Annotated in this window: 14 protein-coding genes and 1 pseudogene; 1 reads left to right on the top strand and 14 read right to left on the bottom strand. The window is 61.2% G+C overall.

From position 1 onward, the window contains the following. Nucleotides 1–159: 159 nt before the first annotated feature. The 11 genes and pseudogenes from IB272_RS34100 to IB272_RS34145 all read right to left on the bottom strand — a co-directional run bounded on the left by IB272_RS34100 (nt 160) and on the right by IB272_RS34145 (nt 11,930). A complete protein-coding gene (locus IB272_RS34100) occupies nt 160–525 on the bottom strand; it encodes a DUF1515 family protein (protein ID WP_192445862.1) in 366 nt (121 codons plus the stop codon). Beyond that, nucleotides 498–737 (bottom strand): hypothetical protein, encoded by a 240-nt coding sequence (locus IB272_RS35255; protein ID WP_246810517.1) that lies wholly within the window; start codon nt 735–737, stop codon nt 498–500. Before IB272_RS35255 ends, IB272_RS34100 begins: the two co-directional genes overlap by 28 nt. Before the next feature lie 117 nt (nt 738–854). Further along, nucleotides 855–1,823: a glycoside hydrolase family 19 protein gene (locus IB272_RS34105; RefSeq protein WP_192445863.1), complete on the bottom strand. Its 969-nt coding sequence runs from the start codon at nt 1,821–1,823 to the stop codon at nt 855–857. 200 nt (nt 1,824–2,023) lie between these two features. Next, nucleotides 2,024–2,335 (bottom strand): annotated as a pseudogene (locus IB272_RS34110) (hypothetical protein); the annotation flags it as partial. Nucleotides 2,336–2,618: 283 nt separating this feature from the next. Next, nucleotides 2,619–3,587 carry a hypothetical protein gene (locus IB272_RS34115; RefSeq protein WP_192445864.1) on the bottom strand — a complete coding sequence of 323 codons (969 nt, stop codon included), beginning with the start codon at nt 3,585–3,587 and terminating at the stop codon, nt 2,619–2,621. Between the two features lie 13 nt (nt 3,588–3,600). Further along, entirely contained in the window at nt 3,601–5,163 is a 1,563-nt protein-coding gene (locus IB272_RS34120; RefSeq protein WP_192445865.1) for a hypothetical protein, read from the bottom strand. After that, nucleotides 5,163–7,694: a phage tail protein gene (locus IB272_RS34125; protein WP_192445866.1), complete on the bottom strand. Its 2,532-nt coding sequence runs from the start codon at nt 7,692–7,694 to the stop codon at nt 5,163–5,165. The genes IB272_RS34120 and IB272_RS34125 overlap by 1 nt, the downstream gene beginning before the upstream one ends. Then, nucleotides 7,694–8,101 (bottom strand): hypothetical protein, encoded by a 408-nt coding sequence (locus tag IB272_RS34130; protein ID WP_192445867.1) that lies wholly within the window; start codon nt 8,099–8,101, stop codon nt 7,694–7,696. Before IB272_RS34130 ends, IB272_RS34125 begins: the two co-directional genes overlap by 1 nt. After that, complete coding sequence (locus IB272_RS34135) at nt 8,102–8,746, bottom strand: DUF2163 domain-containing protein (protein WP_192445868.1); 645 nt, start codon at nt 8,744–8,746, stop codon at nt 8,102–8,104. After that, complete coding sequence (locus tag IB272_RS34140; RefSeq protein WP_192445869.1) at nt 8,743–9,360, bottom strand: hypothetical protein; 618 nt, start codon at nt 9,358–9,360, stop codon at nt 8,743–8,745. The genes IB272_RS34135 and IB272_RS34140 overlap by 4 nt, the downstream gene beginning before the upstream one ends. A gap of 20 nt (nt 9,361–9,380) precedes the next feature. After that, nucleotides 9,381–11,930 carry a tape measure protein gene (locus IB272_RS34145; RefSeq protein ID WP_348646848.1) on the bottom strand — a complete coding sequence of 850 codons (2,550 nt, stop codon included), beginning with the start codon at nt 11,928–11,930 and terminating at the stop codon, nt 9,381–9,383. Between the two features lie 263 nt (nt 11,931–12,193). On the opposite strand from IB272_RS34145, the gene IB272_RS34150 reads away from it, so the two are divergent. Continuing rightward, nucleotides 12,194–12,460 (top strand): hypothetical protein, encoded by a 267-nt coding sequence (locus IB272_RS34150; RefSeq protein WP_192445871.1) that lies wholly within the window; start codon nt 12,194–12,196, stop codon nt 12,458–12,460. Here the strand turns inward: IB272_RS34150 and IB272_RS34155 are convergent. The 3 genes from IB272_RS34155 to IB272_RS34165 are packed head-to-tail and all read right to left on the bottom strand — an operon-like array spanning nt 12,457 to nt 13,468. Next, nucleotides 12,457–12,606, bottom strand: coding sequence for a hypothetical protein (locus IB272_RS34155; RefSeq protein WP_156400704.1), 150 nt, complete (start codon nt 12,604–12,606; stop codon nt 12,457–12,459). The two genes, IB272_RS34150 and IB272_RS34155, sit on opposite strands and share 4 nt — an antisense overlap. Nucleotides 12,607–12,638: 32 nt before the next feature. Beyond that, on the bottom strand, nt 12,639–13,025 hold the full coding sequence (locus IB272_RS34160; RefSeq protein ID WP_192445872.1) for a gene transfer agent family protein: 387 nt from the start codon (nt 13,023–13,025) through the stop codon (nt 12,639–12,641). Then, complete coding sequence (locus IB272_RS34165; RefSeq protein ID WP_192445873.1) at nt 13,022–13,468, bottom strand: phage tail tube protein; 447 nt, start codon at nt 13,466–13,468, stop codon at nt 13,022–13,024. The genes IB272_RS34160 and IB272_RS34165 overlap by 4 nt, the downstream gene beginning before the upstream one ends. Nucleotides 13,469–13,600: the final 132 nt, after the last annotated feature.

A 13,600-nucleotide genomic window follows, 5' to 3' on the forward strand; every position in this document is an offset into this window, starting at 1 on the left:
CGCCGCCGACGTTCCGGCCCAGAGAGAACTTCCATCTTAAAATTGCTGCTAGTCATAATGCCGACATTACTCCTACACACTTAACTAAGTGGGGGAGCATGTCCGGGCCTTTCGGGGGCTAATTCAGTTAAGAAAATCGGCTTGCACCTCGGATAACTCCTACTGAAGCCCAATCTTCATCGACAGCCACTTCCAAAGGGTGACGAGCGCGGCGCCGGCAGATCCTGCCAGAAAAACGACGAGCATCTGCATACCAATGAAGCGCTCGCGCCAGCGCTTGATGTCGGAGATTACTGGCGACGCATCCGCCATCTGCTGCTTGAGGCTTTCGACTTCTGCGCGGCTCGCTGCCGCCTCCTGTCGCACCTTCTCCAGCTCGCTGTAGATCCTTGCCCTCCCCTGCTTGCTTTCGTCCTGCCCCTTCTCGACCGCATCAACGAGGGCATCAAGTTTTCCCTCCAGCCTGCCAATTGCCCGCTCCGAAGTCCCCGCCGTCATTACCGCCCTTCCCCGTGCCTCGCGCATTCCGCATTGGTCCAGACACCGCCGGCGCAAAGACCGACGACTGTCCTGTCGATCTTCCGCTGATCTGCCGGTGTCGCCCCTCGCGCGCCGACCAGGTCAGTGCCGACGACCCGCCGCAGGCCTTCGACATTTGCCGGCCCCGAAGTCCCACAACCCGTCAGGACAAGTGTCAAAGTCAGAGCGAGCATCGCCCGCGGAATGTGCCGCCGCATTATTCTGTCTCTCGAATGCGTTGGTGATTGAACGGGCGCCGTCTGCGCGAATGGCGAGAACGAACCCAACGACGCCGGCGAGTAGCAACCCGCCGGCGATGACCTTCGGCCAGATAATCATGCTGGCGCATCCTCGATCGCGCTCTTGATCTCGCGCACGGCAGCGATGATCTGGTGCCGCAGCATCAGGCCGGCGCCGATCGCTACGATGCCGACGCCGCCGATTGCCACCACGGTCGGCCATTCTGCGCCGGCAAGGGCGGATACCGCCGTTCCCGCTGCCGAGGCGCCGCCGAAGAGCCAGCCCCAGAGGTTCGTCTTTTTCTTCACTTCCGTTTCGACGGCCGGCGGCATGACGGTTTCAGTCACGGGCGCCGTCTTCACTTCCGGCTTTGCAGCCTCGCCGGGCACCAGCGCCACCAGCGCCTTGTGCATTGCGGCTCGCGTCTTCGGCCCGACATCACCATCGACTTCGAGACGCTGGTCAGACTGAAACTGAAGGATGTTGTCCGCTCGATAGCCGAGCACCACGAGCGCCAGACGCGCGAAGCGATCGATGCGATCGGCAAAACCGTTCTTGCCGCCGTTGATCTTTTTCGTGATCGTCTCGACGTCGCCCTGGTCGGCCCATCGGTTGAGGTCGCGCTTCTGCCAATAGAAGATCGGCACGAGCCCTTCCCACGGATCACGGTTGACCGCGTCCGGATCTTCGACAAAGTCGGGGCAGTCCAGCCCTTCCTGCCGGCACCATTCCCGAAACGCCCGATAGTTATCCTTGCCGGTCAGCTGCATCGCCGTCCGGCCGAGATACTTCTTGCCATCGCCGTCGCGCGCCGGCGTGTTGCCCAGATCCGTGCGAGTGTCGTACCGCTCCTGCGCCGGCGTCGGCCCCCAGATCTCCCGATCAAACCGGAAGTCGGCGCTTTCGTGTCCGAGCTGCGAGAAGTAGTGCACCAGGCGATGGGGCTTATCGAGGCCGAACATCTCGCCGTATCGATCGAGCGCGACCAGGACGGAATTCAGGTTGCTTTCGTTGACCTTGCCTTTTGCGGCCGAGCGGATCTGCTGCGCGGTGATAGCGCTCATCGGATTTACCTCTTTGTTCAGGGAGTCGCGCCACCATCCAAGCTCGGCATGACGCCGGCTGGGCGAACATGATGGGCTATGATTGGGATGGCGCTCGCGGGCGCCGGATGAAGATTGCGCGATACGGAACGGCCGTCGCGCTGGCGGCCTTGCTGGTGTCAGTCGCGGCCCAGGTGGCGACGCGAGCGATCTAAACCGGGTTATTCGGTCGGCAATCCTCCACCAAGCATCGCCGGCCGCTGCATCGGCCAGACGAACGGGCAAGCCGTTTCAAGCTCGGTCATGAACTCTGAAAGACTCGGCTGCGGACGTTGCCCTGCCGTGACCTTCGCCAGCTCGGCCGACGAGAAGGTCCACACGGCCGATCGCCAATTGAACAAGGCAAGCGCCTCAGCCGCGAAGCTGGGGTTCGGATCGTCGCGATAGCCGATCGCCGTGTGAATGCCGTCATATTGCCGCTCTCGGGCGATGGCGTCGAGATGCGCCTGGATAGCGGCCGAGTAATCGGCTTGCGTCACTGGCGGTGGTGATGGCTCATAGGCAACAATCGCGCCGCCGACCCAGCGCCGCCGACCATTGTTCTCCAAGAAATCGAGCCACTGTTCCTGTGTCAGCTCGACCGCGCTAGCTGGCACTTGGCACTCGGGGTTCGGCTCTTCGCCGATCACCGGTGCGATGCCCGTTTCCTCATCAGGCTCACCGTAGGCCGGTCGCGTCCGCGCGCCGTGTACGGCGTCGAGGTAAAACGCCACCGGAAACCCATTGCTGTCGAAAACTCCGAAGTGCTGCGTCATGTCAAAACCCTATCGCTATCCAGTGAGCGCCGGCGCCAATTGGGTTGACGACGCCGCCTTCGACGTATCTTTTCCGGGCATAGAATGAAGTGGTGCTGGCACCTGATACCGCGCACGTGAACGCCTGATTTGCATTCGGCACCCAGTCTAGGTTCACAACCACTCGGCTGAAGGTGGTGAATGCGATCGGGAAGGTGACTAGAGAATCCGACTGTCCTGAATTGTCGTAACCCCATTGGATCTTGAAGCCGTTGGGAAAGTTGATGTAGCCAAAGCCACTCGTACTGTAGGGGACCTTGTCGTTAACCCAGACGTCCTGCCCCCGAACAGTGACCCCGCCTCCATAGCGGTTGAGGTCGATCGAGTGCTTGGTCGCACTATTGCTGGTCTGAAATGCCTCCACATCGATCGCGTTTGCGTTGTTGCGCTGCAAGGCGAAGGTAGACCCGTTAGAATTAACGAGCAGCGAGCCCGCAATCGTTGACGATGAACCAGAGGATGAGACGTTCCCTATACCCAATGAACCACGGGCGGTTGCTGCATCGGGGTCATCGAGCACCTGCTTGATGAAGTCACTGATGATGAACCATTCCATCGTGTTAGCGCTCAAGCCACGCGGCACCTTGCCGGCACTCATTTGACCAGCGATCGACGCAAGCGCCGCCACCGAAGCATTGTCGAGACGCTGCAGATAGGTCGCCAGCGCATTAGCGTTAGCGACCGTCTGTTGGCCATAGGCCGTGTCGCGCATGATCGCATAGGGAAAACTGCCGGTCGCACCCTTCCATTTTATGGCCGCTGTGATCTGCGTGTTGCTGTCGACTGAGAGGATAGGCAGCGGATTGCCGTCGGCCTCGGCGTAGAGAGTACCGCCGGCGATCAGCGCCGTCTGCCAGGCCGTGCCGACGCCAGTCACCACAGCGCTGCCGTTCGTCAGGGTGATCGACCCTGTCGTGTAAGGAGTGGTCATGTTGGGGAGCTTCCTAAGCTGGAATGCCGAAGACGTAGTAGCGGATGCCAAGAGGCGGAGTGGCGCCGGTGGTGCGCCAGCTGCCCGGACTATCTCGGCGATTGTAGTAATCGCCGACGTTCCCGGCGAAGGTCCAAAAGCGGGCGTTGTTCTGCGTCAGCTCGCAGTAAGTGCTTTCGCCCGCGTGCGACTGATTGCCCGGCGCGGTGTATTTCAGCCGCTTTACGAAAGGCAGCCGATACACATTCGTCCATGAGGTGAGCAACTGATTGAGCCCGTCCGGTGCAGCGCTCCCGCCTCTTCCTGCCCCATGGGTCGTGATGTACTTGACCATGGGAAACATACCGGTTCCGTCGAACGGAACGTCATAGGATACGCCGTTTCCTGCAACCACGTCGATCCAGCCCTGCGCGAGGATCTGCACCTGCGGCCAACGGCTATCAATGACGATGTCCGCCCAACTGGGCGGATCGGCCGAGCCGGGGCGCAGGATCTGCATCACCTCTTGCGCGCCATCGTTGAACTTGCGCAGCACCTTGTTGCTTCCGCTGGTCGGCGGGCTGTTGTCTTCGAGATAGAGCATGAACCGGGCGCGCATGCCGGTAGATGCATCGAAGCCAATCCGCGTCCCATCGAACCAGTACTCGGCGCCGAAGTTGTTCAGCTGCGGATTGCACGGATACATGATGGTGGCGCTGTTGTAGAAATGCACATCGAGCGCGACCATCTCGGGTATCTGAAAGCCAACGTCGAAGTAGCTGACGCCGGCCGGCAGAGCGATATCGCCCGACCGAATAACCTTCACCGGCAGCTTGGCGCCAATGTCGAAGGCGATCTGTGCGGGTGTCGCCGTATCGACAGGATAGCCAGGCCTCGCCGCCTTGAACTCGGTCGACGAGATCTTGATCGTCTTGCTGCCGTTCGGCGCGAGCACCGGCGCCTCGTCAACGGGAACATTGTTTCCGGGCAGGTTCCACACAACCAGCGTACGGTCCCGCGAAAGGAACCGATTGAAGCCGTCAATCGTATCGAACCTAGTAATCTGGATGATGATGCCAGACGCCCACGCTCCGAAGATGTTGTTGAAGAACGAGCTGTTGGTGCCGGTTACCCAGCCGAGCTGCTGGTAGTTTCCAGCGACGTAGAAGCCGCCCTGTCCGTTGTAATAGTCGTAGGCGTCGAACCAGAAGACCATCTGTTGGTTATAGCGGGTGCTCCCCTCACCCTTTTTCGCCTTGATGTCGAAAAGGGGGACATCATACCGGAGCGTCGGAAAGTGCTCTTTCTTGAAGCACCAGTGACTGGAACCGCCGCCCGATGACTCCGCGTAGACGAAGTTCCCACTGTTTGAGCCGGCTGGATAGTAATAGGTCACCCCGGAGTCATTGAGCCCCGGTCTCGAAATCTGGTTGACTCGCTGCATGTCGGCAAGGTTCATCGTGATCGAGAACTTGCTGTTATAGAGGAACTTCCAGCGCTCGCTATCCGGCGTGATGCGCGGATCGTCGGCATTGCTCTTCATCATCTTGATACAGCCGGCGCCGGTGCTGTCGACGCCAATCATTGTGCGAACCATCAGCTATAGATCTCGATCGTGCCGTTGTTGAGGTTGATATCCATCTTGCCGTTCTGCGACAGAAGCCGGCCCGATCGGATCAAGCCGATGTTGGCGATGTTGAGCTTCAGTTCACCGTTCTCGATAACGATCGGCAGGAAGGCATTGCTGCCGCCATTCCAGACAACAAACTGATCGGCTTTGACGGCGAAGCGGGATTTGAGCACCCCGCCCTGCGTGTAGATCTCGATATAGAAGCCGCTGTCTTTGAAGGTGTCGTTGAGTGTGGCGCGCAACATAACCGAGAAGCGAGACGTGACGCCCGACTGGTCGGCCGCCGCCTCGAACTTCACCAACCCGCCGGCAAAGCGGCTGTTCACGTCGGCGCTAACGCCTGTGATGCTGGAGGCAAGCGCGCTGTCCTGCGTGGCGCGCGCCGTCTCCTCGGTAATCAGCCTCGCCAGGTTGTTGCCGACTGTCGCCGTCAATGCCGAGATCAGCTGCGCCAACGCTTCATCCTGCGATACGCGCACGCGCTGTTCGGTGATGATCTGCGCGAACGCATCGCCGACTGCCGCCTTCAGTTCCTGCCGCTTCACTTCGCCAACGGCGCCTTCGAGCGAAAAGGCCGTGGTCAGTTCCTCGAAGCGCTGCCACACAACGTCATACTCGCGCTGCAGCTCTTCGAGGCGCCTCTTCACATCCTCGCCAAGGCGACCTAAGCCGACTTCGAGATCCGCATTGCCGCCGTCGACCGATTTCACGGTGATCGGCGCCGTCCAGTTTGTCGGGCGATCGGCCAGAAGCCTGTAGCGAAACTCGTAATCGGTCAGGCTAAGAATACCCTCCTGCAGGAAGGTCACCGTGCCGTCGCTTGCCGACACCTGCTTAGAGAACTTGTTCGCAGGCGCCGTCTTGATCCACCATTCGAAGGTGACGCCGGTCACGGTCATGTCGACGATCGGCGCCCACGAGATGCGAAACGCCGGATAAGATCGACCGTCAGCCCCGACAGCCTTCACACTGATGACGCTGAAATCCTGCAGCTCGCTCAGATAGACGGGCTCACCAGGCGGCAAGGGAATGACCGGAGCCACCACACCGACGCCGTCATAGATCGCGCCGTCACGCTCCTGCAGCGACAGCACCACGTTGCGCGGCCCGTCACTCGTCAATGCACGAATGGCGCGCGCCTGCACCATGTAGACGCGATTGCCATACCGAGCTGAATTCCAGCGCACCCAATCGCCGGCCTTGATCGTCTGAAACCGGGGGCGAAGCACGATGTCGGCCGTCGCCTCGTAGCGGTTCTCATTGAAGTAGATCGACGCGAGCTGGTTTGCCTGCGCCTTGTAAGGCACGGTCGGAAAGTCGAGCGGCACATCGCGCGTACGCCGGTCGAGCGCCACATAGGCCGGATTTGTCTGCACGTCGTACCCCGCCGGCGACCACATATTGGCCGGCTCCGGATAGGTGCCCGATACGATGTTGACGAGATCCGCCATCGAGCGCCGGCGCTGATAGCGCACCGGCTCCCCGGCAACCAGGTCATCATCGGTGAAGGTCTCGACGATCGGCTGATCTGTTCCGACCAGCGGCCACGAGCCTTCGACGCTGTCGATCACGATGCCACCGCAAGCCCGCATGACCGCCTCGATGTTATCGCCGTGGTCGACGTCCGCATCAAACATCACCGAACAGCGATACCGCTTGCCGTGATCCGTCGCCTCGTCGCAGATATTGGCCGCCGTGGCATAGCGATCGAACGGAAGATCCGCCGCATCCATGCCCATGCCGCAGAACATGTCGTCGTTGACCGAGAAGCCGCGCCGGTAATTGTATTCAGCCAGGATCGGGCTTTCGGTGAACTCATAGGTCGAGTAGACGCCCCAGCGATGCGGGCCAGATCCACCGGCCGTGGAATCCTTGCGGAAGTCATAGAGACGGGCACCGCGGATCTCAAAAAAGAAGTCCGGAAACTGCCCGAGCTTCTCGCTGTCATAGGTCAGGCTGACCTTGATCCAGGCAATGCCCGTGCCGATGTGGTCTGCCGTCCAACGACCAGGCGGATTGGCGTTTGCCACCATGCCGGCATCAGCCGCCGTCTGCGTGCCGTCGTAGAAGGTAAAGACCATCAAACCCGCGTAAGTGCCGCTGACGACGCGGTAGCTCTTCGCATGCGGGATCGACGGCAAAATCTCCTCGAGCTGCAGCAGCGCACCGCCGGCCCAGATCCGCGACAGGCCATCGCACGGAAAATCAGCAAGTGTGTAGGCTTGCTCCAGGTACTTGTTCGACGAGCCGTACGTGTTGACGTAGGTGTCGTGCCCCGCCAGGCCGACCAGTCCGCACGCCACCTTGCGGCTGACGTTCTCGCCATACTGCCGTTCAAACTCGACGCCGCCGACCTGCTTCTGGTTTTTCTTGGCGCGACGTTCCTCCATCTTCCCAACGATGAGATTGAGGCCGACGGCGATCACCATCTTTCCGACGATGCCGATCGAGCCGATCGCGCTGACGATGCCGCCGATGATCGGAGCAAGGAAGCCCATTATTCCACCTTGAAAGCTGCTGTCACGGCGCTTGCCGGAATAAACTCGACCGGGCCGTCATGGGCACGCGTCATGAAACCGAGGACGGTGAAGACACCGCCGGAGAAGGCGCCATCGCGCTCGATCACGCCGATGTCGCCCCGCTGCGCCATCACTGGCGAGATCTCGGCGAACCGCGCCGCGAACGCTTCCTGCACGTTGGCAAAACCGTGCCGGCGCAGCGCCTTCGCCGCGCCCGCCTCTGTCCGGTAGCCTCTCGCCTTCGGATACATCACAGCACCCGTCAGCGCTTCGACCGCGTCATCTGGAATGACGAAGCAATCGGAGATCCCCCAATCAGACGGCAACGCCTGATGCTTCGCCACAACCGCGTTGAGGCGCTTTTCCCACCCGGATTGTCTGGACATTCAAAGCCCCTTGAAGCCTAAGGCTCGCGCCGCGCCGGCGGCGACGTTCTTCGCAACGTTGACGGCCGAGCCGACGACGCGCCCCCATGCGATATCGACGCGGCCGGCAGTGGCCGCATGTTCAAAAAACCGGTCGCCGGGATCTCGGCGCTGCTGGTCGACGAGCGTTCGCTTTCGACCGTTCCGGCGGCTGTAATCCAGCTGCCGCCCCTCGCATTTCGCTTCGAGGTAATAGCCGCGCGTGTCGTCGGCATAGTGCTCGATGATATCGAGATAGCCCCGCGCGACGGGCTCGATCTGGATCTGCGCCAACGTGTCCGGATGAAAATGCGCGTCGTAAACGACGACAGGCCGATCGCGGTAGTCTTCGTTCTCGATCTGCGTCAGAACCGCCGGCGTGAGCCCGTCATCCTTGCTCTCGGCCAGGCGCAGCGTGAAGCCGCCATCTGCCGCCGTCCCTGTGCCGCCGCCGATCTCCGAGACTTCCAACAGACCAAACGGCCGATAGGTGACGCCCGCGAAGTCGAGCGGCTCCCTTCTGGCGATGAAGCCATAGACGCCCGAGGCAAGCGTCACGCGCACCATCTGGCGGGTCGAGATCCTGCCCTGGTCGTAAAGGTCTTTGACCTCTTGTGACAGCGTCATTGGCTTTCCCGCAACTGAAACGAAACATTGTAGCGATGGCTCGATTTCGGAGCCTGAAAGCTGCCGGGAACGGGCCTCATGATCAGCGCCGGCCGCGCGAACCGCATGACGGCGCCGGCCTGTGTGACGACGCCCTGCGGCGGCGGCTCGATCGTGATCTGCCTCGTGGTGCCTGCACCAGAGACATCGGCCACGCGGCCAATATGATATCTGCCGAGCCGCTCAAGCCCGACGCGATCACCGACCGACAAGGCGAGCGCGGGATCGACCCCGGCAACATCGAGCACGTTGCCGCTGGCTATGGAGACCAGCACGCCGGCGACGTCAGCCGGCGCGTGGTTCGCGCGGTGCAGCCGAGGGTAACAATCCCAAGGATGACGGAACAACACGGCCCGCAGGCCTTCACGCAAAGACAGCCACCAGGCCTCAACCGCCGAATACTCGGAGTAGAGCAACGGCCTGGTGACCATCGACGCCTGCCACGCTGGATCTTCCACCTGCGTGTAGTTGATGAGCCGGGCGCCTGATGGCGACGCCCTAACGGGATCAGCGAGCGTGACATCAGCGGTGACGAAGCCGACATCGGGCAGCTCGCGAGGAAATACGATCGCCATTCTGAAAACGAGCCTTTCGACTATAGCATCCGTCGTTTCTGCGCGTCGCGAACCGCCTTTACCGTGCGGCTTTCAAACTCGGCACGATCTTGCGCGGCCTGACGCTTGAGCGCCGCGATCTCTTCACCAGTCCCGGTCACGCTGTAGGAAGGGGCATAGCTCAGAGAAATGGATTGCCCGCCCTTCGCCCCCATGCCGGCGAGGCTTGGCATGCGGGGCGCCGTCAGCTTGACCGGGCCACCATCCGCGAGCCGCAACGCGCGGTTCGAGTTGATGGCATCGAGCAGCGCGCGGTGCTTCTGGGTAGCGGCCGCGTTGATCACGTATTCGCCGTTCGAAAGCATCGCCGGGATGCTGTCGCTCCGGCTCGTGCCCGGCCCCGTGACCTTTCCGCCCGTGGCGGCCTTGACCGGCCCACCATTGGCAAGGCCGATCCATTTTCCGATCGAGGCAAAGATGCCCCCGAACATGCCGCCCGAGGAGCTGGAGGTGCGCGGCTGAAACAAGCTGTCGAAGGCGCTATTCAGCAGGAGACTGGCAAGGCGTTTCCCAACGTTCTCCAACGCCTCGGAAAGGCTGCTGGCGCCCGTGATGGCGTCTATGGTGCCCGACTTGAACGCGTCATAGAAATCCTCTGCCGCCTGCTCTGCTCTGTCCTGCTGTTCCTGCACGCGGCGCAGCACATCGGCTTGCTCGGCATAGGCCGCCGAGGCCTCCCGGATCTTTGCCGTCTGATCGGCCGACAGCTTGATGTTTTCGAGATCCGTTTGCCCCTTACGGCGCGCCTCCTCTCGCAGATCCGCAAGCGCGGTCTGCTCCAGGTCGAGCGCCATGCGCCGGCGCTCCTGGTCCTGAAACGACATGCCGACAATGCGCTGCTCTTCGACCAGCGCCGCCGTGCGATCCTTGACCGCCTGAATATCGGCATCGAAGCGGCTTTCCGAAGTCTGCTTTACGCCCTTCGTCCGACTGCCGCCCGACTTGCTGCGCGCCTGGTCGGCCGCAACATTAGATTCGGCAAGCGCCTTGATCTGGGCGTCGGCAAGAAAACCACCCTTTTCCTTGAGATCCTTCCGGATCGATGCGATTTCCTTTTCGACGGCGAGCTGATCTTTGCTTAGCTTGTTCTGCCTGGCCGCCTCGTCGGCATACGCCTTGCCGAGGCGCAGCATCTCCTCGCCCTTGGCGCGAGACTGGCCGTATTGAGTGTATGCCGCAACAGCCCCGGCATTGGCACTGGCGTTCAGCTTGCCCTGCAACAGATCAGCTGCAGCGGATGCGTCCCGAAGGGCATCAAGTAGGGGGGTAAGCTTGTCGGCCGCGACCTGAAAATTGTAGTCAGCGGTTGCCATTGCCGCGATCGCCTGCGCTGCCTTGTCGGCAGAAATCTTTCCGTTTTCCAATCCCTCACGCAGCTCGGATAGCTGCCGCTTCTGCTCGTCGGTCGCGAAGCTCATGGAATAGTCGTCGGTGAAGACGGTGATCATCTCCAAGGCAGCGTTTTTAGTCTGCTCGATCTCACCTCGCGCAGTCTCAAGTCCACGAACGATTGAGTTTTGAGCACGCTCATCAATCTCGGCGCCTGCCGTGGAGATACTGCCTGCAGCATCATCGGCAGCAGCCTTAACCTCTGCAAGCGCCTCCGCGTATGTCCGAGCACTGCTCGAAGCCTCTTCGGACTGCGAGCTGAACAAGGCAAGGGCAGCGACAGCGGTGCCACCGACAACAATACCGATCGGACCAGCCGCCGCAGAAATCCCGCCGATCGCAGCTGCGACGCCGCCAACAGATGCCGCAGCCCTCAGAGCTGCGACAAACTTTAGGGTGACATCCGTAGCTAGGCCAAGCTTGGCGATCATCATCGCGATGGAGCGCCCCACCAATGCACCGGCGATGACGCCAGCAACCTGAAGCACGGTATCGGCGGTTTTATCGAAATTGTCCGCGAGCGCGTTCAAGCCCGCGACGAGGCGCTGCGAGGCACCGAGGCTTTCGTCGCTCTCGCCGATGTACTTTGTGAAGGCGTTGTTGACCTTCGTAACGCCCTGTTCGATCGTTTGCGTCGCGTTGCCAGCCATAGACTGGATTTGAGGCAGCCCCTTGAGAAACGCCTGAAAGAACTGGCGACCAGAAACGGCGCCGTCGTTCACGAGCTCCTTTAGTCTACTGACGGAACCGCCAGCCTCATCGAGACCAGCCGCAACAGCCATCAGGATAGGCCGAGCTCCATCATTGATGGAGTTGAATTCTTCGGCCTGGACACGCGCGGAGCCGAGCAACTGGCCGAGCTGCGTGAGCGCGCCAGATGCGGCGCCGGCGCTTGTTCCCGCGACACGCAAGGAAGTCGCGACCCCATCGGAGAAAGCGATCAACTCTTTCTGTGAGGCACCGAGAACGTCCGACGCCTGCGACGCCTTACCGAACAGGTCAGCAAGTGCCCCGACCGGCGTGGCATTCGCTTGCGCCGACTGATAGAGGCGGTCGAGAACCTCGACTTGCTGCTGTCCAACGATGCCGGCAACGGAAAGGCTGTTCTTGGCAGTGGTCCAGGCATCGGCATAGCCGATCACCTCGTTGACCGAGATGGCGGCAGCGACACCGGTCAGCGGGGCAATCAAAGCGCTGGCTGACCGGCGCCCGATCGAATCCAACTTCCGGCCCATGTTCTCGTAGCGCTTTTCGATTGCACGCGCCTGAGCGTTGGTGACGCCGACAGCCTTCTGCATCTCGCGCTGGTATCCCTTGATGTCAGCAGAGAGCTGCACCACGAGCTTTTCAAGGTCGGTTGCCAAAACGAAAATTCCTTGAGAGATTGCGCGCCGGAGGACACGCAATGAGTGTTTCGAGATATCGATTGACGAACGTCGGCAAGCTCGGTGCGGCCCTTTTCGTGTTGCCGACGCCGATTGCTGCGTGGAACTACAATGCAGCGCTAAGAGCCTTCATCGAACGCGGCGAATATGAACGCGCGCTAGAGAGCGTTTCGGGAAAGCTTCCAGCACCCGAAATTTCTCCGATGTTCTTCACTGCGCTGGCGACGGCCTCGCTTATCGGGCTCGTCATGATCCTTGTCGGCCGAGAGATCGTGACCGAAGGCTAACCAGCCTCCAGCCAGTCCCAAAGCTCATCAGCTTCTTTCGCCGTCAAACCCGTGTCTTCTGGCGAGTTTGCTGCGATGAAACCATCGAGCGCGGCCATGAATTGCCACATGGACATTGCCCGGATTTGCTGCGGCGTGAAGCCCATTGCGGCCCCGTTGCCGTAGATCGCGCCAAACCTCAGCTTTCCGTTGGGGAGATCGTCGAGCCGTTCTCCTCCGCTGGACTTGGCGCGCCCTCCTCCCCCACATTCTCCTCCGGAGCCCCGACACAGGCCGCCGACAGGATGAGCTGCGCAAACAGCAGGTTTTCGGTTGGCGGCCGAGCTTCGACGTACTTACGAACCTTCAGCAGCGCGTCGGTCATCTTCATGCCGCCACCGACAAGGCCGAGGCGGATGGTGTGACTGATGTCACCGACGCGCCAGGTATCGTCCTGCAGGCGAATGAGGATGGCATATGGCCCCGCGTCGCAAGCCTCCTGCAGCTGCTCCAGCTCGCCCCAGCCGAGGCGGAAGGTGTAATCACCATCCGCCCACGGGAACGTAATCTGAGCGTCGCGGCTCATACCGGCGTCACCACGCGTGTCATCTTGCCGTCGCTCTGCATGCTGACGTTTGCCGTGACACGGCGGCCGTTCGGGGCCGTGGTTTCGAGCGTCTCGACGTGGATGCGGCCCGTCCAGGTGATCGTTTTGTTGGGAAATGCCCACTCGACCTTGACCGGCACGGAGTCGACATCCTCCCACGCCTCAAGCCAGGTCTCGACGCTTTCGGCCGCAAGCACGCCCTCGCCGCTGATACTCATCGAGAGAGAGGTGGCGTCGCGGCCGAGCCAGTCGACCGCATCCGGGTCGACGCAGTTCGGGATCTGCACCTCTTCCAGCCCCTTGTTGAGCGTGACGGACTTCTGCGTAAAACCGCACGGCGCCGTGTAAACGGTCGGCGTCGCGGCATTCCCGAGCAGCACCTTGACCTTGCCGCCCTTAATTGTCGTTGCTTCATCTGCCATGACTGTCTCCAATGAAAGAACGCAAGGGGCAGAACGCCTTGAGTTGGCGGCTTTCCTTGGGTTCGGTTTTGTTCTGACCGGCCTTTTTTGCCGATCGGCTCAATGGTCTTCGTTCCGCTGGACAGGGCCGTC

Origin of the sequence: Ensifer sp. ENS08, from assembly GCF_014852195.1 — a bacterium.
Lineage (GTDB): Bacteria > Pseudomonadota > Alphaproteobacteria > Rhizobiales > Rhizobiaceae > Ensifer > Ensifer adhaerens.